We start from the raw sequence: 18,562 nt of genomic DNA on the forward strand, positions 1-18,562 counted from the left end.
ACTATAATACTTGTCTTATAGGTTGTAACTGCTACAGAAACTCAAGCTTAATACAATAATGTCAGGCTATTTCAAGATCCTTTAGCTACAACCAGTTATTTAAAGCAAGATATTGCTATAAAAACTAATCTAAATGTTTTTATGATTTTGCAACAAATAGATAATGTATAAAACAATAAATACCAAATCAATCATAATCCTAGAAAATTACAAATCAGCGGAGCAGATAAATCCCACCTATTCAGGTAATAAACTTAGAAGAGCAAACCTTGCCAAAGCTTTAATATTAGAACCGAAAATATTATATTACTGACAAAAATTTTAATAAATCCAACTAATTTACTCATATTAGATGGACCAATGACCTTGATATAGACATTTTACTAGATATACTTGCATATTATTCAGGCACTTTAATTGTAGTTAGCCATAAATAAATTGTGACTGCTTAGATAGGTTAGTTAATAGAACTTTAGTTTTTACTCAAGGTAAAATTCATGAAATAACAGGAGGTTATGAGGATTATAGTATTTTACCACTGTTAAAAAAACTACTCTATCAACTTCTCAAAAAGACCATCAAAAAATTATCTTACAAGTATCAGTGTTTGCTTGAAACATTGTCAAATGATATTGAAAAACTAGAACTCTCAATCCAAAACTTATAAAGAGAACTTGAAAATGTTAATTTATATTTAAAGCCTTAAAAATATAATTAACATTACTAACCAATTAATTAATGATAAAAAGAAACTAAATATGGTGGCTAGAAATACAAAATTAATTTTTGTTAAAATTTGCTTGACTTAATTATTAACTCTTGTTAACGTTCTTAGTGTTAATATAAGGATGATTAGCATGTATGTCTGATATAACAGCTACATTAAAGTATAAATTCGATAATTTAAAAGAACATCTTAAAAATTCTTATTCTCGCTCTCAAATAGAAACAATTCTAGGAGAATTAAGTAGTTTACAAAGCGAGGCAGCTTCGTATGGCTTGAATTTTAACATATCCAATCTAAAAGAGACTGCCGAAACTAAGATCAAAAATTTTGAAGTAGAACAAAATTTTAATAAAGCTCAAACTCAAAAAGAAGAATTTCTAAAATCACAAAGAGCAAAAAAACTTGCCAAAGCAGAAAAAGAAATTGCACTAAAGATTGCCGCACTTAATAATTTTCATAATGAATTTATAAAAAATATTACTAAAGATACTAAAAGAATTGAAAAAAGTAATAAACGTTTAGATAAGATAATAAATAAACTGGAAAAAGAGAACATTATTGATCATGAAGCATTGAATCATGAAATATTAACTCATGAAGAAATATTTAAACTAAATCAAGAACATAAAGTATTACATGAAAACCATAAAAAAATAACTAAAGAACATAAACAAGCACATACAGAATTAAATGAATTAAATTCAGCAATAACAAATTTAACAGAACAATTGCAAGAAAACGGATTAGCGCCGGAAAAAGTTAAAGCATTAAAAGGAGAATTAGAATTTTACCAAGAAATGCTAAAAATACATAAGCCATATGTAGAACAGATTGAAAATAGTAAAAAAGTATTAGATCAAGAAATTATTAAACGTGAAAAAGAACAAAAAATAACTAAAGATAAAATAAAGAAATTAGGAAGTGATATTAAAGAGCGTTATAAAAAAGAACCAGCAAAATATTTAGAAGCACATGAAAAATATGTAGCTCTAAAAAATCAGCATAAAGCAATTGAGACAGATGGCGTTGTAAAGGATATAGCACATCATAACAAAGTAATAAATAAAATTAATGCGGGTAACACTAAATCTTTAGCTAATAAAATAAGAACGCAAACTCAAGTAAAAGATACTAATATTAGGAGTTTATCTCCTTCTCGTACTCCTAATAATCATACAAATAATAAAACGAGAGGAATTTAACTAAATAATAATATTATTATGTCTAAATTTAAAAATTTAACTCCTGAACAAAGAAAAGCAGCTTTAGAAGCTGCAAAAGTACAAATTGAACAAAAACAGCAACAACATAACACAATATTTCAAGAAGCTATACAAGCAAGTACTCAAATCCACCAATATAATCAAGATTTAGGTAATTGTGTGGATAATGCTTATAAGACGCACGAGACTAAACTTGCTGGTAAAGGTTCTAAAAGCTTGTGTGAAATAATTTAACATTCTAAGAACTACGACTTATAGTTGTAGTTCTTATATCATTTTGAACTTGGTTCTGTGTACAGCATTAAACTAACTTGTAGTTTAAGAGATTCTTATGCAAAAATTAATAAGATTTTTGCAGGAAACTACCTATTTCAAAAAGATCTTAATAAAATTTACAGCTAAAATAAAATATATTATTTTAAATTTTGTACACCAAACGTGTTCCATTTTTAAAAATTAAAAGATCTACTTCTGCACCATTATGAGATGACCAAAAATAGCACTCCTCTACTGCAGTTTTATCACATCTAATAATTTGTTCTAAGACTAATCCTTCACATGATGCACTGATTTTAGGATGAGTACTTAAAGCTTCATAATTATTTAAACCTAATAAATAAAGCGTAATATATTCTACTATCTCTAAAAAAATTTAGGAGTTTTAACTTGTCTTTTTTAAGGTTTTTATACAAGAACCGCAAAACACAGGTAATAAAAGTGCCCTCTAAAATATCAAGATAATATTTTGCAATTGATGATGTGATATAGATAAAGAATTTCTAAGTTCAAAAGCATAAAATATATTACCGTGATAATGACAAAACATTAACCAAAACCTACTCACTGCACAGACAAAAACCACATTTGACATGTCTCTTTCTAAAAAGATTTTAATGTTAGTTCTGACACTAAATAAGTACATCTGCAAGATATTACAAAAAATCCACCACGTACCAATCATGGCCTGAACACCTGACACTGCAGAATAAGGTAAATAGAGTCATTTCAATATAAATCTATTCTACCTGCTAGTATTTCACAGAACCTTTTTTTATTAAGTCTCTTGATACATCACCCATACCAACTTTAATAGTCGTGTATAAACAAGAACTCTTAAAATAGGAAATAGATTTGGTTTATACTAGATTTCATCAATAATACAAATCCCTTTAGATCAAGACAAAGCAAACACCAGTGCATTTAAATCTAAAGGATTTTCTCTAAAATTTATTTCAGGAATATTATGAACTTCTATAAATTGTTTAGAAAGATTAGTTTTTCTACCTTGCTCCTAGTCCTATAAACAACGAATAAACTTTATGAGTTTTAACATGCTTTGTAATTAATGCAAGAAATTCTGTTCTAATCATCTGAGTTAATTATATATGAAATTTGGAAGCTTACATTCCAAATTTCATATATAATATAATGTTATGGTCCAAGCTATTATTTACTTTTTCCTCGCTCTGTAAATATAATCGCATGTATTTTTTTAAGCGTATGGTCAAAATCATCGTTAGTAACTACATAATCATACTCATTAGCGTGTGATATTTCATGTTGTGCTGACTGCATACGTAATTTTATTGCTTCTTCATTATCGGTTGCTCTATTTCTTAAACGTTGTTCCAGTACTTTAATACTAGGAGGCAATACAAATATAGCAACAACATTAGTAGCATTTTTCTTAATACTCCTTGCTCCTTGCCAGTCAATATCAAACAAAACATCCAAACCTTGATTTAATAACATTTTAACATATTCTTTAGGCGTACCGTAATAATTATTGTATATTTTAGCATATTCAAGGAATTTATTTTGCTTAACTAATTCTTTAAACTCTAGACCGGTCTTAAAGTAATAGTTTATACCTTCTACTTCTCCTAAACGTGGCGCTCTTGTAGTTGCCGAAATAGATAAACGTAAATTATTATCTATTTTCAATAATTCTTTAGCTAAACTTGACTTACCTGTACCTGAAGGAGAAGACAAAATTATAATCAGCCCTTTATTTTTTGTTGTCATATTTTGTAGGTACTTTTCTTTTTATTACCTCATCCATAGTACAATTAAAATATTTTGCTATTTTAAAAATAGTATCTATTTCAGGATTAAATTCACGATTAACTTCTGCTCTCATAATTCTGCTAATGGTTGTGTAAGGGATATCAGTAACTTGAGCAAGATATTTACGATCTATCTTTTCTTGTTTTAATTTTTCTTCTAAAAATTCTTTTACTTTAGTAGCAAGTGCCATATTATATACCTCTGATAAATAAAGAATAGTATACGAAATACAATCAAGTATTACAAAAATTTTTTATAATTATAGATAATTTATAAGTGTTTATAATATACTAAATTAAACTTGATATTATAGAATTGCTACTTAAAAACATTTCAGCCACCATAATAATTCTTTTTTGCTGATTAAAAGAAAAAATCTATAATCAATTTTCGAGCTTATTGCTTTGACTTCAAGAAACACAACTTCTTTATTACGTAATCCAATATATTTCATTGAAATAATAACGTTTTCTATCACGACAATAATGCCGGAATAATCCTTTTTCATACTAGGTAAAATAAATTTAAAGATGGACATTGTTGCATGTATCTACCGCATAAGCAGAAACTTAGTAACCAAAAGTATAAACACTATAGTTCTTAAAAACTACAATGTTTAATTGTTCCTTTTTTCTTGCTTCTATAGGAATGAAATTGAGTGCAACTTTGAAAAAACAGCAATTACTCTTTAGGCAATAATACCTGTACAAATTCTGTTTTAGATAGATCAGCTGCTATATCCACTATAACATCATGTTCCGTAACTTTAGACACATAGCCTACTAAAATACCTGCAGGATAAATATTACCGTGTCCGGAGGTTACTATCTCCTCGTCTTTCTGTACTAAATGATTGTTAGGCAAGTATAAAATCTTACTATTATTATTATTACCTGCTAAAATACCTTGTTCTCTTGAAGAATTAGCTTTAATAGGTATTCTAGAATTAACATCGCTAATTAACATCACTTTAGCATAATTATTACTCACTTCTATTACTTTTCCTACTAATTTTCCTGCATTAATAACAATTTGATCAGGCTCGATGCCTTGCTTTTTACCTGCAGAAATCAAAGCAGTTCTAGAAAAAGGATTAAAGGACACACCTAGTAATTTAGTAGTAATGTATTCAAATTCTTCTTCCTCAGCAATCTTTAACAAATCTTTTAATGCAATGTTTTCAGCTCTTATCGATTCTATTTCACTTTGCAAATGTTGTAATCTTGCTATCTCAAGTTTAAGTTCTACATTTCTTCGTTCTAAATCTTGAAAATAAACAAATTTCTGTATTATTGAATTTATATATTCAAATATATCTTCATAAACTGCTAAACCAGTTAATACTATACTACCGGTTACCTCAAGAGATATACTAGATATTTTTTTAGGCGTAGTAAAAAATAAATATATAGACAATCCAAGCCCAAATATAACAAAAAAACGCTTAAGAATATTTGATATTATTCTTATTAATTCTAACGCACTTGAAGAATTTTTTACTCTATTTGCAAGTATTGCCATTTTTAATCCTGTTTAAATAGTACATGTTTTAGTTTTGTAAAATCTTCAAGTACTTTTCCTGTTCCAAGTGCCACACAAGAAAGGGCATCATCTGCAACTATCACTGGCAATTTAGTGGCTTCACTAAGAACAAAATCAAGATTTCGTAATAATGAACCGCCGCCTGTTAAAACAATTCCTTTATCGACTATATCTGAAGATAACTCAGGAGGCGTTGCCTCTAATGCTACTTTTACCGCTTCAACAATTTGACTTACCGGTTCAATTAGACTATCAGCAATTTGTCTTTCATTCAATATCATTTCTTTAGGAATACCGTAAATTAAATCACGTCCTTTAATTTCCATCTTTCTCGGCTCAGCATTTTCATCTACATAAGCCGTACCTATCGCTTGCTTTATCTTTTCGGCAGTAGCTTCACCTATCAATAGGTTATAGTGTCTTCTTATATATGAGATAATAGCTTCATCCATCTTATCACCCCCGACTCTTACTGACCTTGCATATACTATGCCACCTAGTGACAAAACTGCAACTTCTGTAGTACCACCACCGATATCCACAATCATTGAACCAGTAGCTTCTGTTACAGGTAAACCTGCTCCGATTGCTGCAGCCATAGGTTCTTCAATTAAATAGACATCTCTACCACCTGCACTTTCTGCTGCTTCTTGGATAGCACGACGCTCAACCGGCGTAGAACCGGAAGGTACACAAATAACAATTGTCGGACCAAAAAAAGAGCGACGATTATGCACCATTCTAATAAAATACTTTATCATTTCTTCTGCACCCTTAAAATCGGCAATAACACCATCTTTTAAAGGTCTTTTTGCTTCAATATCCGTAGGAGTACGCCCAAGCATCATTTTTGCTTCATGACCATAAGCATAAGGCACAAAAGCACCGTCTTTTTTTATTAAAGCAATAACAGAAGGCTCCCTGAGCACAATTCCACGGCTTTTTTGATAGACAATAGTATTTGCCGTACCAAGGTCTATGGCCATACCAGAAAAAAAACCTTCCAAAAATTTCATTATCATTTTATTTTTGCTCTCTAAATTCTAAAAACACTTCTATAGACTCAGTTTAAGTTGGAAAAACGCAAACAGCTTGAAATTTTTGACTGCATGAGGATCAAAATTGGAAAGCGACTATGCCGATTTTTCAAATTAAACTGAGTCTATATTAAATTTCTTTATAATGTAAAATAATAAAGTTACTAATAAAAAATATTAGCACACTAGGTAATAAAATAGCAGCAATTAAAGACAAATTATTATAAGTCAGTATTTTTAATAAAATTTCTGATAACGAATATACTATAAAACCTGAAAATAAACCTAATATCAGTATTCTGTCTTGGGAATTATCACGCTGTTTCAGACTAATAAAACAACTTGCTAAAATTACGGTGGCCACCATCATTATAGGCTTAAATAATTGCTTGTAATAATAAATTTGATAATTAATAGCCGGTAAACCTGAATTTAATAATTCATTAATTAACTTAGGTAAAGCCCAAATAGAAACCATATCAGGACGAATAAATTTATTTACTAAACTATTAATTGATAAATTTGTCTTTATAGTTAAATTGTTATAAGCCTTAGTTTCCTCTTTTGTAAAAACCTTAACTCTATTTAAATGTAACATTTTATTTTCAATAATACCGTATAATGCATCAATTCTCTTTAAAAAAGAATTATTACTATCAATAAATACAATTGTAATATTATTTAATTTTTTCTCAGCCACATTAATAAATTGTGTTTGAATAATTTGATTTTCATCATTTAAAGATTCAAAAAATAATAAACCTGATTTAGATATTATACCCTCACTCAAGGCTTTTTTAGTCAATTTTGCTTCTAATAACTCATATTTTTGTAAACCTAAAGTACCAATAGGATTCAATATGGTTGTAAACAAAATACCGAAAATTAAAGTTACGATACATGGAATAACAAGTACTTGCCAAATATGAATACCGCTAGATAATATAGCCGTTAATTCATTATTTTTTGTTAGACTTCTAAGAAAAAATAACATAGTGGTAAAACTAATTAACGAAGATACTTGACCTAGTAAATAAGGAATCTTATATAAGATAAGTCTCCAAAAAAAACTAAAAGGAACATAAATATTTTTAAATTTTTGCAAAAGATCAAAAATATTTGAGATAATCAACAACCCGATTAAAAGAAATAATATAATAAAGAAACACTTAGAATATAATTTAGTAAGATACCAAGAAAGTGTTTTTAGATTAATCATTATAAATTCAGGTCTAATGCGAATTTAAATAAGAATTTGTGTGGTGGGGCTGGTAGGACTTGAACCTACGACCACACCGTTATGAGCGGCGTGCTCTAACCAACTGAGCTACAGCCCCTTTTCATTTAAGGTTTATATAATTATTACGCAGTTTAGTCTAGTAAAATTTTTATATTTTTTGATATGGTGCCAAAAAAAGGATAATGTAGATCAAGAAACCTACTCTAGGTTATGTCTGCAAAGGCCTACTTGTGTGGATTAATTTTCTGATTGCAATCCCAAACTTGGGCGCAGGCTCCTCTATTAGGATTTTAAGTTAATGGTGCCTGCAGTCAAGCGCACTAGGTAATACAGCGAATTTTATCATTCCATACAAACAATTCCATAGGAAGATATCAAGTTATAAATAAAAAAGCCGAGTAATAAACTCGACCTTTAATAGATACTAAATTAGTAAATAATTTTAGTGGTGTATAACTGTTACAGCTCTACGATTATAAGCAAAAGCTTCTTCAGTATTACCAATCACAGCAGGTTTATCTTTACCGTAAGAGATTGTATTTAACCTGTTATGCTCAATTCCTTTATGAGCTAAGAATTTTTTCACTGCTGTCGCTCTTCTTTCACCTAAACCTAAGTTATACTCTCTAGTACCTCTTTCATCGCAATGCCCTTCAATATTAGCTTTTACTTCAGGATGCTTTAATAACCAGCAAGCTTGTCTCTCTAGTTCCTCTTTAGCCTTTGGTGATAAATCAGAACTATCAAAAGCAAACAATATTGTATTCCTTGCATGCTTCTCGAAATCTTTCATTAATGATGTTTCTTCTACTTGATTCATCGCACCATCAAATTGTGGTATTCTTTTTGTTGTATTACAGCCTGCAAGCACAAACAATGCAAGAAAAGCTAATGTAATTCTTGTTTTCATAATTAAACTCCTTGAATTATAATTTATTAATATTGAATCATTTTAGTTAGTTAAAACTCAAACTAACCAAAAGCTATGTGAGTCAGTATATATTATTATTTTATTAGTTTAAAGACTAAATATTATAAAATGCAATTACTTATATATAAATGTGGTAAAAATATCATTTTTTGCTAGTAGATACTTTGGGTAAATAAAAGTAGTATCGATGAAGCTTTATTTGGAAAAGAGCAAGGAGTATAGTAAGTTTGAAGAGTGGAGAGTATAATACTGTTGTAAACCTGCAGACCTATAATAATATGATTTAGCCAATTTTGCAAACAAAACGAGTATATTTACCATCTTACCAATGCACTGCCCCAAGTTAAACCGGCACCGATAGCTGAAAATAGTAGAATATCTCCCTTTTTTATTTTACCTAATGCTTTGAGAGTACTTAAAGCAAGAGGAATGGAAGCGGCTGAACAATTAGCATGTTTTTCTACAGTCTTTATTATCTTATGTTCTTCTATATTTAACAACTCGGCTAGTTTATTGATAATACGGACATTTGCTTGATGAGGTATAAAATAATCAATATCGTTTACACTGAATTGATTAGAACGCAATAACTCTTCTATAGATTGTTGCATTTTTTCTATTGCATGACGGAATAATTTTTGACCCTGCATAATGATTGTACCACTAGCACCATTCATACTTACACCACCATTTGTATATAGTATTTCATAATCGATACCACTTGAAAAAATATTACTGTCTATTAAACTGGAATCATCGCTACTACGCTGCAATATCACACTCCCTGCTCCATCACCGAACAAAACACAGGTAGACCTATCATTCCAATCTAATAGCGATGTCATTTTTTCAGCACCTATAAGCAACACAGTTTTATATTTACTAGACGCAACCAGAGCATTTGCTACTTGCAATCCATATACAAAGCCGGCACATACTGCTTGTAAATCAAAAGATGGTATATTAGCCAAACCAAGATAGCCTTGAAGTTTAGTAGCAACTGAAGGAAAGCTATTATCTGGAGTAGTAGTACATATAATTATTAAATCAATATCATTTGCCGATATCCCTGCATCTTCTATAGCTTTTTCAGCTGATTTTAAAGCAAGATGGGAAGTATATTCTGTATCGCCTGCTATATGACGCTGTGTAATACCTGTTCTTGTTCTAATCCACTCATCGTTAGTATCTACGAATTTTGTAAGCTCGTCATTACGGACTACTTTTGAAGGAAGATATCCGCCACAACCAATAATTTTACAGGTCATAAATCTTAAGCTTTAGGCTACTTCTTCTTCAGTTTTAATTTTTTTTGTTACTACTTGACGATTGTTATAAGTCCCATCAACTAAAGAAACATGATGCGGAAGTTTATATTCACCAGTTTGTGAGTCAACTATTACATTAACTTTACTAAGCGCAAAGTGTGAGCGTCTCATATTACGTCTTGATCTTGATGTTTTCTTCTTTGGAACTGCCATTAATTATCCTCTATAAATATAAATTAAAAAGTATTTGTCAAATTAGTGAAGCAGTATATTATAATAATATTGTAATAAAATCTAGATAAAATTAAACTTATGAAAATTTTTATAACATACATTTTTAGTATATTAGTCTTCTTTTCCTTAAGCGGCTGTAAAACTATCGAAAATAGAGGGCAATCGATAGATGATTCGGTACTTGTCAAATTAGAGTCTAAAAAACTAAATAAAGCAGAAGTCGTAGAATTAATTGGTACGCCTACTATGGTACCGGAATATTCCCAAAATACTTGGTATTATGTTGAAAGGATTATTTCTCAAAGAGCTTGGCTTAATTCAAAAATTGAAAAGCAAAGAATAGTAAAAATTACCTTTGATACTAATAATTTTATACAGGAAGTAGTAATAATAGATAATTCTCATAGACAAGATATAGAAATAGTCCGTGAATATACTAGGGCATATGGAATGGAACTTAACGGACTACAAAAATTTGTTAAAAATTTAGGTAGATTCAATAAAACTGACTGGAATAAAAATAACAGCAAGAATAAGAAGAAGAGATAAGTACCTTAATTGTCATTGCAAATGAACATAGAAAGCGTGGTAATCTATTGACTGTATTGTGCTGAGTCAATTACTTTCCTCGCAATTATTAAAAAAACTGATCTACATCAGGAATGACACTAACACCCAAAAACTATCTAATATGATTTCGATATTTAGTAAATTAAAACAAAGTTTATCTAAAACTTCTAATAAAATATCAGAAGGTATAGACAAAATATTTTACAAGAAAAAATTAAACGCAGAAACTCTAGAAGAGCTAGAAGAGCTACTTATATCAAGCGATATGAGTGTTTCGGTAGTAACCAATGTTATTGAAGAGTTTAAAAAGGTAAAATTCGACAAAGAAATAGATAGTAGTACAGTAAAGGCAGCCCTTGCTAAATTGATAGAAGAGCAGCTGTTAAACTCAGAAATTCCTTTTTCTCTAAATGCAAATAAATTAAATGTAGTATTAGTTTGTGGTGTTAACGGTGTAGGAAAAACTACGACTATAGGTAAGCTTGCTGCAATGTACTCAGCACAAGGAAAAAAAGTAGCGGTTGCTGCCTGCGATACTTTTAGAGCAGCTGCCATAAATCAACTAAGTACTTGGGTAGATAGAGCAAATGCAATACTTATTACCGGTGAAGAATCAGCTGATCCTGCAAGTGTTGCTTATCGCGGGATGAAAGAATCGATCAAACAAAATATCGATATACTTTTTATTGACACAGCAGGTAGACTCCATAATAAAAAAAACTTAATGGATGAACTCGCTAAGATCGTAAAAGTGATAAAAAAATTAGATGAGAATACACCTACGCATAGCATTTTAGTAATTGATGCCATTACAGGACAAAATACTTATAACCAAGCCGAGCATTTTAATAATGCTACTAACTTAACAGGGCTTATCGTGACTAAACTAGATGGAAGTGCTAAAGCAGGCGTAATTGTCGGAGTAGTACAAAAATTTAATTTACCAGTGTATTTTATCGGCATAGGCGAGAAGATAGAGGATTTAAAAGTATTCGATCGACATAATTTTGCTAAAATTTTAGTAGGACTGTGAGATTTTGTTTATAAAAATTACTATATCTTAAAAAACAACTTAACTATAGATAAATAACTTATCTTCTTATTTTTACTAGATACCATGACATAGAGAATTAAAAACACTTAAATCATAAAATGACAAAAAAAAATACCTTATTAATAATAGACGGGTACGGATTTGTTTTTAGAGCTTATTATGCTCAACAGCCTTTAACTTCACCGACAGGCTTGCCTGTCGGTGCTCTTTACGGTTTCACTTCAATGATGATAAAATTACTAAGCGACTTTAAGCCTAAACATGTCGCTGTAGTGTTTGATAGCGGTGGGGAAAATTTTCGCCATCATATTTATCCTAAATATAAAGCTAATCGCTCCCCTCCACCTGAAGATTTAATAACGCAATTACCATTAGTTCGTGATGCTGCAAGTCACTTAAATCTGCCTATTCTAGAGAAAAACGGCTATGAAGCCGATGATATTATCGCAACCTTCGCTAATAAAACAGCTGCACTCGGCGAAGATGTAATCATTATCTCTTCCGATAAAGATTTATTGCAGTTAATGAATGCAAACATTAAAATATATGATCCACTAAAAGGGAAATATAGTACAGAGGATGATATTGTTAAAAAATTTGGCACTACTGCTAATAAATTACGTGAAGTAATGGCTTTAATCGGCGATAGATCGGATAATATTCCAGGCGTACCCTCTATTGGACCAAAAACAGCCAGTAGGCTTATAGCGCAATTTGGTTCGATAGAAAATCTATTTAACTCTTTAGACCAAATCTCAAGCGTAAAACAACGTGAAACTTTACAAAATTCAAGGGAAGCAGCTTTAATTTCATGGCAGTTAATAGGACTTGATTCTAATGTTGACTTAGATTTTCAGCTGAATAATTTAGAATGGTCACCTCCAAATAGCGAGAAATTAATAGGATTTTTACAGGAATACGGTTTTAGATCTTTATATAGAAGAACAGAAAATTTATTTGATATTAAAATTAATGACCACAAAGAGATAGTAGCTAATAATAAAGTAGAGGAAATAAAAGAAATTAGTAATAAAATTGAACTTGAAAATTTTGCTAAAGAAGCTGAAAGAGCAGGAATATTCGGAATATATTTGTTACAGTATAAAGGAGATAATCGTGCTTTGATTTTATCACTACAAAATAAAAGTTATATTATTAAAATTTCAAATACGACCAATAGCCTTTTTTCCTATAATACCAAAACTAATAACAACTGGTTTTCAGAAATTATTTTTAATTTACTAACTGACAAATCCATAAAAAAAATTACTTACTCTCTTAAACCTTTACTTAAGTTTTATGCAAACCAATGTCATGAGATTACAGCGATTGAAGATTTAGAGCTAATACAATATACATTATCTGCAGGTCTATCACAGAAAGATTTATTTGAAGCAGCTCAAAAAGAAACTGTAATAGAAAATATAATCAATGAATCGGCAAAAATAGTACTAAATTTCATCTCACTTTATAAGCAAAATATATTAGTGCTTAAAGATAATAAAGCCTTTAGACTTTACAGTAACATTGATTTACCTATTTGTTTTATTTTAGATAAAATGGAGAAAGTTGGTATTAAAGTAGATGCTAATTACTTGAAACACTTATCTACTGAATTTGGAACAGAAATAGATAGACTTGAAGAAGAAATTTTTGCTCTTAGCGGCACTAAATTTAATATCGGTTCGCCAAAACAATTAGGTGAAATCTTGTTTGAAAAAATGCAATTACCTTTCGGTAAAGTCTCAGCTAAAACAAGCTCTTATTCAACAGGGGCAGAAATACTAGAAAAACTTAGCAAGCATGGATATAATATTGCCGATTTGTTACTAAGGTGGCGGCAACTTACAAAATTAAAAAATACTTATACTGATAGTTTACCAAGACAAATAGATAATATAACTAGACGAGTACATACTACATTTTTACAAACTTCTACTACTACAGGCAGGCTTAGCTCACAAGAACCTAATTTGCAAAATGTGCCTATTCGCTCTATTGAGGGAAATAAAATCAGACAAGCTTTTATTGCTGAGGAAGGTTATAAATTAATATCTGCCGATTATTCTCAAATTGAGCTTAGAATATTAAGCAATATTGCAAATATAGGTGCACTAAAACAAGCATTTATCAACAAAGACGATATACATACTCAAACTGCTTGTCAGATCTTTAATTTGCAAAAAGACAAACTAACTAGTGAACATAGACGTAAAGCAAAAGCTATAAATTTTGGTATTATTTATGGTATTAGTGCTTTTGGGCTTGCTCAACAATTAAACGTTACTCATAGTGAAGCTGCCTCATATATTAAGAAATATTTTGCCGAATATAAAGGAGTACAAGAATATATTGAGCAAACAAAAGCTTTTGCAAGTAGCAATGGCTATGTTACAAATTTCTTTGGCAGAAAATGTTTTGTACCTTTCATTCATGATAACAAGCTTAAACAATTTGCAGAGCGTGCAGCTATTAACGCACCCATTCAAGGTACTAATGCCGATATAATTAAAATTGCTATGATCAATCTAGATCAAAAAATAGAAAAACTGAAGCTTAAAACAAGACTAGTGCTGCAAATTCATGATGAATTACTGTTTGAATCACCGACTAACGAAGTAGAACTCGTAATACCCATTATTAAAAAAATCATGGAAAATTCTACTAATATGGACATACCAATTATTACTGAAATCAGGGCTGGTAATAACTGGATGGAGATGCACTAGGTTAATATAATAAATATTTATGGCATGGATTTTACGTGGATAAGTTTTCCATTGTCATTCTAGCTAACTTGATCAACCTTGTTTTATTGATATGGATCGAAACACTTTCTCAATGTCGTCCACGCAAAAGCAGGAATCCAAAAATAACTTTAATACTGACATAGAATTTACATATTTAATAAAATAAACATATAAAAACTAAGTTTTTATATGTTTTACTGGATTCCCCACGGAAGCGACAATGAAATAAAGCGCGCTATACACACTATTTACTATATCCTTTTAAAACCTCAAAATCTTGTGCTTGGAGCAAGAATTTTTCCAGTAATGTAATTTTTGCTACAAAATTCTTTACCTCTTTACTTTGTAAATATATTGTAGCTTTAGCATTATTTTCATTATTATTAGTGCGAGCCGCAAGTATCGTTACTATTTGCCGTAAGTCTTCATAATTTTGTGGATAAAGCTGTAGTTCAAATTGTTTATTATTAATTGTATCCTCAATTGACGCAAAGCTTTTTGCCGTTAGTTTTATTCCGCCTTCATCTTTAACTACGTCACAATTAACTACTACTAAACTTTTAACATCAAGTAAATGTACATAATCTTTTAAAACTTCTTCACTAAAAATACTCAGTTCAAAGATATTCTCAGGATCGGAAAGCACGAGCGTCACGAACCTACCTCTTACTGACATACGAGAATCCTTTTTTTGTATTACACCAGCAAGATTTACTCGGTTAGTACCATAGGGTAAGTTATTATACAAATCCGCAGTATTTAAAATATTTAAACGGCTAAATATTTCTTGATACTGTGTAAGAGGATGATTAGAAATAAATACACCCATAGAATCAAATTCATAAAAAGCTAAAGTATTGTTATCTGCATAATCACTATCTATTAAAATAGTTGGACTTAAACTAGAAACTTTAATTAAGCTAAATTGATTAGATGCCTGTTCTTCATGATATGAAGTTGAATAAGAAAGTAATTTTGGAACGCTTAAAAATAATTGTAATCGATTATCATGTAACTCATCAAAACAGCCGGATTTAATTAAATTTTCCAGTAATTTACTGTTAATAGATTTTGGTGGTAATCGTTCAATAAAATCAATAATTGATTTAAACTTTCCTCTTGCTTTTCGCTCGTCTGTTACTAACTTACCAAAATTTGGCGTCACTCCTTTAATAGCACCTAAAGCAAATATTATTGCAGTTTCTTCTTTGTCAGAATCACAACTTTTTATGTCATGCTCAGTACTTTCTTTATCATTCCCACGAAAGCAATAATCTATTTTCATTGCATGAACTTTCTCTGGATCACTGACCACGCGGGGATGACAAGTCGCGACTCGCGGTATGACAGACTTTACACTAAAATACCCTTCAGAAATATTAATATTAGGAGCAATAATTTTTATTCCGCTGTCTTTTGCTTCTTGTAAAAATAAATTAATTTTATCGTGATTATTTAATTCAAGATTTAAGCAGGCAACCAAAAATTCTGCAGGATAATTAGCTTTAAGATATGCAGTTTGATATGAAATAACGCCATAAGCTGCCGCGTGTGCCTTATTAAAACCGTATCCGGCAAATTTAGCCACAGTCGCAAAGATGGACCTAGCTTGAGATTCCGGAATATTATTAGCAACTGCCCCTTTAACAAAAATTTCTTCCTGCTCCTCCATTTCTTTTTTAATTTTCTTACCCATTGCTCTACGAAGTAAATCAGCAGCACCTAGTGTATAACCGGCAAGAACTTGTGCTATTCTTTGTACTTGTTCCTGATATATCACCACTCCGTAAGTTTCTTCTAAGATTGGCTTTAATAGCTCATGTAAATAATCAGGCTGCTGTAATTTATGCTTACAAGCTATATAGGTAGGGATATTTTCCATAGGACCTGGGCGATATAAAGCACCAAGCGCTATTAAATCACGTATAGAATCAGGCTTAAGGCGTCTCAGTGCATCTTTCATCCCGACACTTTCAAATTGAAAAACTCCGATTCCCTTACCTTTACATAACATTTGATAGGTTTTATTATCATCAAACGTTATATTGTTCAAATTTACTTCTATCCCTCGCTCTTTAAGCAGTTTCTTACAATTGGTAATAACCGTTAGGGTTTGTAAACCTAGAAAATCAAATTTAATTAAACCGGCAATCTCTGAATATTTCATAGAATAACCGACTATCAGCATATCAGAATTAACATCTTTATATACCGGGACTATATTGACTAAATTAGTGCCTGCTATTACAATTCCTGCAGCATGGGTCGAGGAATGCCTATGTAGCCCCTCAAGAATTAACGAAGTATCAAGTACCAGCTTAATTAACTCTGCTTCACCCTCTAAATTATACAGTCCATTACCTTTAGCAGCATTTGCAAGCTCCGGAACTTCACGCATTGCCTGTTCAAGTGTAACAGGATTAACTGCACTAAAAGGTACAAGTTCTGTTAGATAATCAGCGAATTTATAAGGTAAGCTAAGCACACGTGCAACATCCTTAATTACAGCCTTTGCCTGCATCTTACCAAAAGTTATAATCTGCCCTACTCTATTATTGCCGTATTTAGAACGTACATAATTAATTACTTCCTCACGCCTTTCTTGACAAAAATCAATATCGAAATCAGGCATTGAAATACGTTCAGGATTTAAAAATCTTTCAAATAATAAACCAAATTTAATTGGATCGAGATCAGTAATAAGCAAGCTCCAAGCAACAACCGAACCTGCTCCCGACCCTCTACCCGGTCCAACTAAAATCCCCTCTTGTTTACTCCATTTAATAAAATCTGATACAATTAAAAAATAACCGGCAAAATTCATATTACAGATAATATCCAGCTCGTAATTAAGACGAGAAAAATATTCTGCGTTCAATTCTTCTTGATCCTCTAACGAAATATTTTCGGATTTAAACTTTGTAGCAAGCCTTACAAGTAGTCCTGCTTTTGCTTCTTTTCTAATTAAATCTGTTTCACTAATATCTTTGGTAGCAAAATTAGGTAGCATCGGTGGATTTGCATGTGCTGCAAAACAACAACGTTCTCTTAAATTCACCGCATTTTCAATAGCAACAGGTAAATCAGAAAAAAGTTCTATCATCTCACTTGGTGATTTAAAATAACAATTCTCACTAACTGTTTTACGGTCAGTATATTCCTTAGTAACACCGGCTGATATACATAACAATACATCATGTGCATCATGCATGCTTTTCTCACTAAACAAAACTTTATTAGTAGCAACAAGCGGAATAGCAAGCTCAGCAGCAATTCTAACATAACTATCCTCAATAAACTGTTCTTCCGGTAAATCATGCCTCATAATTTCAAAATAAAACCGATTACCTAAAATTCCCTGTAATTTACATGCAAACAGCCTTGCTTGCTCTTCATTACGAGCCAGTAAACATTTCCCAACAATACCGTCGGTATAACAGCATAATGCTATTAACCCTTCTTGATATTTTACTAAATCCTCAAAATTAATGTGATCACAGATCTTACGATCATTTTTAGTGAAAGTAAGGCTTGATAGTTTGAGTAAATTTTTATAGCCGACTTCATCTTTAGCTATAAGCAAAATTTGAGCAAAAATATTAATATCATATTGTATATTGAGAATAACACCGTGTATCGGCTGCAGCCCTTTTTTTACTGCATATAAAGCAAATTCTAATGAGCCAAATAAATTCCCCCTATCTGCCAAACAAATAGCAGACATTTTATTTGATAAAGCAAGCTCCACTACTTTTTCGATTGTTAATGCACTTTCTAGAAAAGAATAAGAGCTTTGTGTTCTTAAATGAATAAATTCAGGTTGCATTTTAAATTAATGTTATATGGTTATTTATGTCATACCTACAAAGCATTGTTGTATGGATCACAATTTCACCTCTGTCATCCCACAAATCGATCG

Annotated in this window: 16 protein-coding genes, 1 tRNA gene and 1 pseudogene; 6 read left to right on the forward strand and 12 right to left on the reverse strand. The window is 30.8% G+C overall.

Features of this window, described 5'->3' with window-relative positions; translation table 11 throughout:
• Positions 1–297: 297 nt before the first annotated feature.
• The 3 genes and pseudogenes from AAGW17_RS05205 to AAGW17_RS00845 form a co-directional block, all read left to right on the forward strand.
• A pseudogene (locus AAGW17_RS05205) lies at positions 298–783 on the forward strand (ABC transporter ATP-binding protein); the annotation flags it as partial.
• Between the two features lie 78 nt (positions 784–861).
• A complete protein-coding gene (roaM, locus tag AAGW17_RS00840; protein ID WP_347939063.1) occupies positions 862–1,929 on the forward strand; it encodes an actin-based motility regulator RoaM in 1,068 nt (355 codons plus the stop codon).
• A gap of 18 nt (positions 1,930–1,947) precedes the next feature.
• Positions 1,948–2,184, forward strand: a complete 237-nt coding sequence (locus AAGW17_RS00845; protein WP_347939064.1) for a hypothetical protein — start codon at positions 1,948–1,950, stop codon at positions 2,182–2,184.
• 184 nt (positions 2,185–2,368) lie between these two features.
• On the opposite strand, the gene AAGW17_RS00850 is transcribed toward AAGW17_RS00845, so the two are convergent.
• The 11 genes from AAGW17_RS00850 to rpmF form a co-directional block, all read right to left on the reverse strand.
• A complete protein-coding gene (locus AAGW17_RS00850) occupies positions 2,369–2,602 on the reverse strand; it encodes a DUF4143 domain-containing protein (RefSeq protein WP_347939379.1) in 234 nt (77 codons plus the stop codon).
• Between the two features lie 794 nt (positions 2,603–3,396).
• A complete protein-coding gene (gene gmk, locus AAGW17_RS00855) occupies positions 3,397–3,975 on the reverse strand; it encodes a guanylate kinase (protein ID WP_347939065.1) in 579 nt (192 codons plus the stop codon).
• The gene (locus AAGW17_RS00860; protein WP_347939066.1) at positions 3,959–4,207 is read right to left on the reverse strand and encodes a helix-turn-helix domain-containing protein; all 249 of its coding nucleotides are present in this window, start codon (positions 4,205–4,207) and stop codon (positions 3,959–3,961) included. Before AAGW17_RS00860 ends, gmk begins: the two co-directional genes overlap by 17 nt.
• 132 nt (positions 4,208–4,339) lie before the next feature.
• Positions 4,340–4,525, reverse strand: a complete 186-nt coding sequence (locus tag AAGW17_RS00865; RefSeq protein WP_347939067.1) for a hypothetical protein — start codon at positions 4,523–4,525, stop codon at positions 4,340–4,342.
• Between the two features lie 173 nt (positions 4,526–4,698).
• Positions 4,699–5,538, reverse strand: coding sequence for a rod shape-determining protein MreC (mreC, locus tag AAGW17_RS00870; protein WP_347939068.1), 840 nt, complete (start codon positions 5,536–5,538; stop codon positions 4,699–4,701).
• A gap of 2 nt (positions 5,539–5,540) precedes the next feature.
• The gene (locus tag AAGW17_RS00875; protein ID WP_012150062.1) at positions 5,541–6,581 is read right to left on the reverse strand and encodes a rod shape-determining protein; all 1,041 of its coding nucleotides are present in this window, start codon (positions 6,579–6,581) and stop codon (positions 5,541–5,543) included.
• Between the two features lie 145 nt (positions 6,582–6,726).
• Positions 6,727–7,815, reverse strand: a complete 1,089-nt coding sequence (locus AAGW17_RS00880) for an LptF/LptG family permease (protein ID WP_347939069.1) — start codon at positions 7,813–7,815, stop codon at positions 6,727–6,729.
• Positions 7,816–7,856: 41 nt separating this feature from the next.
• Positions 7,857–7,933, reverse strand: a tRNA-Ile gene (locus tag AAGW17_RS00885).
• Positions 7,934–8,278: 345 nt separating this feature from the next.
• Positions 8,279–8,746, reverse strand: a complete 468-nt coding sequence (gene pal, locus AAGW17_RS00890) for a peptidoglycan-associated lipoprotein Pal (protein WP_347939070.1) — start codon at positions 8,744–8,746, stop codon at positions 8,279–8,281.
• A 335-nt stretch (positions 8,747–9,081) separates the two neighbouring features.
• Positions 9,082–10,035: a beta-ketoacyl-ACP synthase III gene (locus AAGW17_RS00895; RefSeq protein WP_347939071.1), complete on the reverse strand. Its 954-nt coding sequence runs from the start codon at positions 10,033–10,035 to the stop codon at positions 9,082–9,084.
• Between the two features lie 12 nt (positions 10,036–10,047).
• Positions 10,048–10,248, reverse strand: a complete 201-nt coding sequence (gene rpmF / locus AAGW17_RS00900; protein WP_347939072.1) for a 50S ribosomal protein L32 — start codon at positions 10,246–10,248, stop codon at positions 10,048–10,050.
• A gap of 99 nt (positions 10,249–10,347) precedes the next feature.
• On the opposite strand from rpmF, the gene AAGW17_RS00905 reads away from it, so the two are divergent.
• The 3 genes from AAGW17_RS00905 (at position 10,348) to polA (ending at position 14,622) form a co-directional block, all read left to right on the forward strand.
• On the forward strand, positions 10,348–10,818 hold the full coding sequence (locus AAGW17_RS00905; RefSeq protein ID WP_347939073.1) for an outer membrane protein assembly factor BamE: 471 nt from the start codon (positions 10,348–10,350) through the stop codon (positions 10,816–10,818).
• A gap of 142 nt (positions 10,819–10,960) precedes the next feature.
• Positions 10,961–11,872 carry a signal recognition particle-docking protein FtsY gene (ftsY, locus tag AAGW17_RS00910; RefSeq protein ID WP_347939074.1) on the forward strand — a complete coding sequence of 304 codons (912 nt, stop codon included), beginning with the start codon at positions 10,961–10,963 and terminating at the stop codon, positions 11,870–11,872.
• 119 nt (positions 11,873–11,991) lie between these two features.
• Positions 11,992–14,622: a DNA polymerase I gene (polA, locus tag AAGW17_RS00915; protein ID WP_347939075.1), complete on the forward strand. Its 2,631-nt coding sequence runs from the start codon at positions 11,992–11,994 to the stop codon at positions 14,620–14,622.
• A 265-nt stretch (positions 14,623–14,887) separates the two neighbouring features.
• Here the strand turns inward: polA and dnaE are convergent, their stop codons facing one another.
• Complete coding sequence (gene dnaE / locus AAGW17_RS00920) at positions 14,888–18,469, reverse strand: DNA polymerase III subunit alpha (RefSeq protein WP_347939076.1); 3,582 nt, start codon at positions 18,467–18,469, stop codon at positions 14,888–14,890.
• Positions 18,470–18,562 lie beyond the last annotated feature (93 nt).

The sequence above is a fragment of the Rickettsia sp. Oklahoma-10 genome, assembly GCF_039954865.1.
GTDB classification, from domain to species: domain Bacteria; phylum Pseudomonadota; class Alphaproteobacteria; order Rickettsiales; family Rickettsiaceae; genus Rickettsia; species Rickettsia oklahomensis.

Coding starts and splice junctions, on each gene's coding strand:
- roaM (WP_347939063.1), top strand. CDS start 862: ATGTCTGATATAACAGCTACATTAAAGTATAAATTCGATAATTTAAAA.
- AAGW17_RS00845 (WP_347939064.1), top strand. CDS start 1,948: ATGTCTAAATTTAAAAATTTAACTCCTGAACAAAGAAAAGCAGCTTTA.
- gmk (WP_347939065.1), bottom strand. CDS start 3,975: ATGACAACAAAAAATAAAGGGCTGATTATAATTTTGTCTTCTCCTTCA.
- AAGW17_RS00860 (WP_347939066.1), bottom strand. CDS start 4,207: ATGGCACTTGCTACTAAAGTAAAAGAATTTTTAGAAGAAAAATTAAAA.
- AAGW17_RS00865 (WP_347939067.1), bottom strand. CDS start 4,525: ATGAAAAAGGATTATTCCGGCATTATTGTCGTGATAGAAAACGTTATT.
- mreC (WP_347939068.1), bottom strand. CDS start 5,538: ATGGCAATACTTGCAAATAGAGTAAAAAATTCTTCAAGTGCGTTAGAA.
- AAGW17_RS00875 (WP_012150062.1), bottom strand. CDS start 6,581: ATGATAATGAAATTTTTGGAAGGTTTTTTTTCTGGTATGGCCATAGAC.
- AAGW17_RS00880 (WP_347939069.1), bottom strand. CDS start 7,815: ATGATTAATCTAAAAACACTTTCTTGGTATCTTACTAAATTATATTCT.
- pal (WP_347939070.1), bottom strand. CDS start 8,746: ATGAAAACAAGAATTACATTAGCTTTTCTTGCATTGTTTGTGCTTGCA.
- AAGW17_RS00895 (WP_347939071.1), bottom strand. CDS start 10,035: ATGACCTGTAAAATTATTGGTTGTGGCGGATATCTTCCTTCAAAAGTA.
- rpmF (WP_347939072.1), bottom strand. CDS start 10,248: ATGGCAGTTCCAAAGAAGAAAACATCAAGATCAAGACGTAATATGAGA.
- AAGW17_RS00905 (WP_347939073.1), top strand. CDS start 10,348: ATGAAAATTTTTATAACATACATTTTTAGTATATTAGTCTTCTTTTCC.
- ftsY (WP_347939074.1), top strand. CDS start 10,961: ATGATTTCGATATTTAGTAAATTAAAACAAAGTTTATCTAAAACTTCT.
- polA (WP_347939075.1), top strand. CDS start 11,992: ATGACAAAAAAAAATACCTTATTAATAATAGACGGGTACGGATTTGTT.
- dnaE (WP_347939076.1), bottom strand. CDS start 18,469: ATGCAACCTGAATTTATTCATTTAAGAACACAAAGCTCTTATTCTTTT.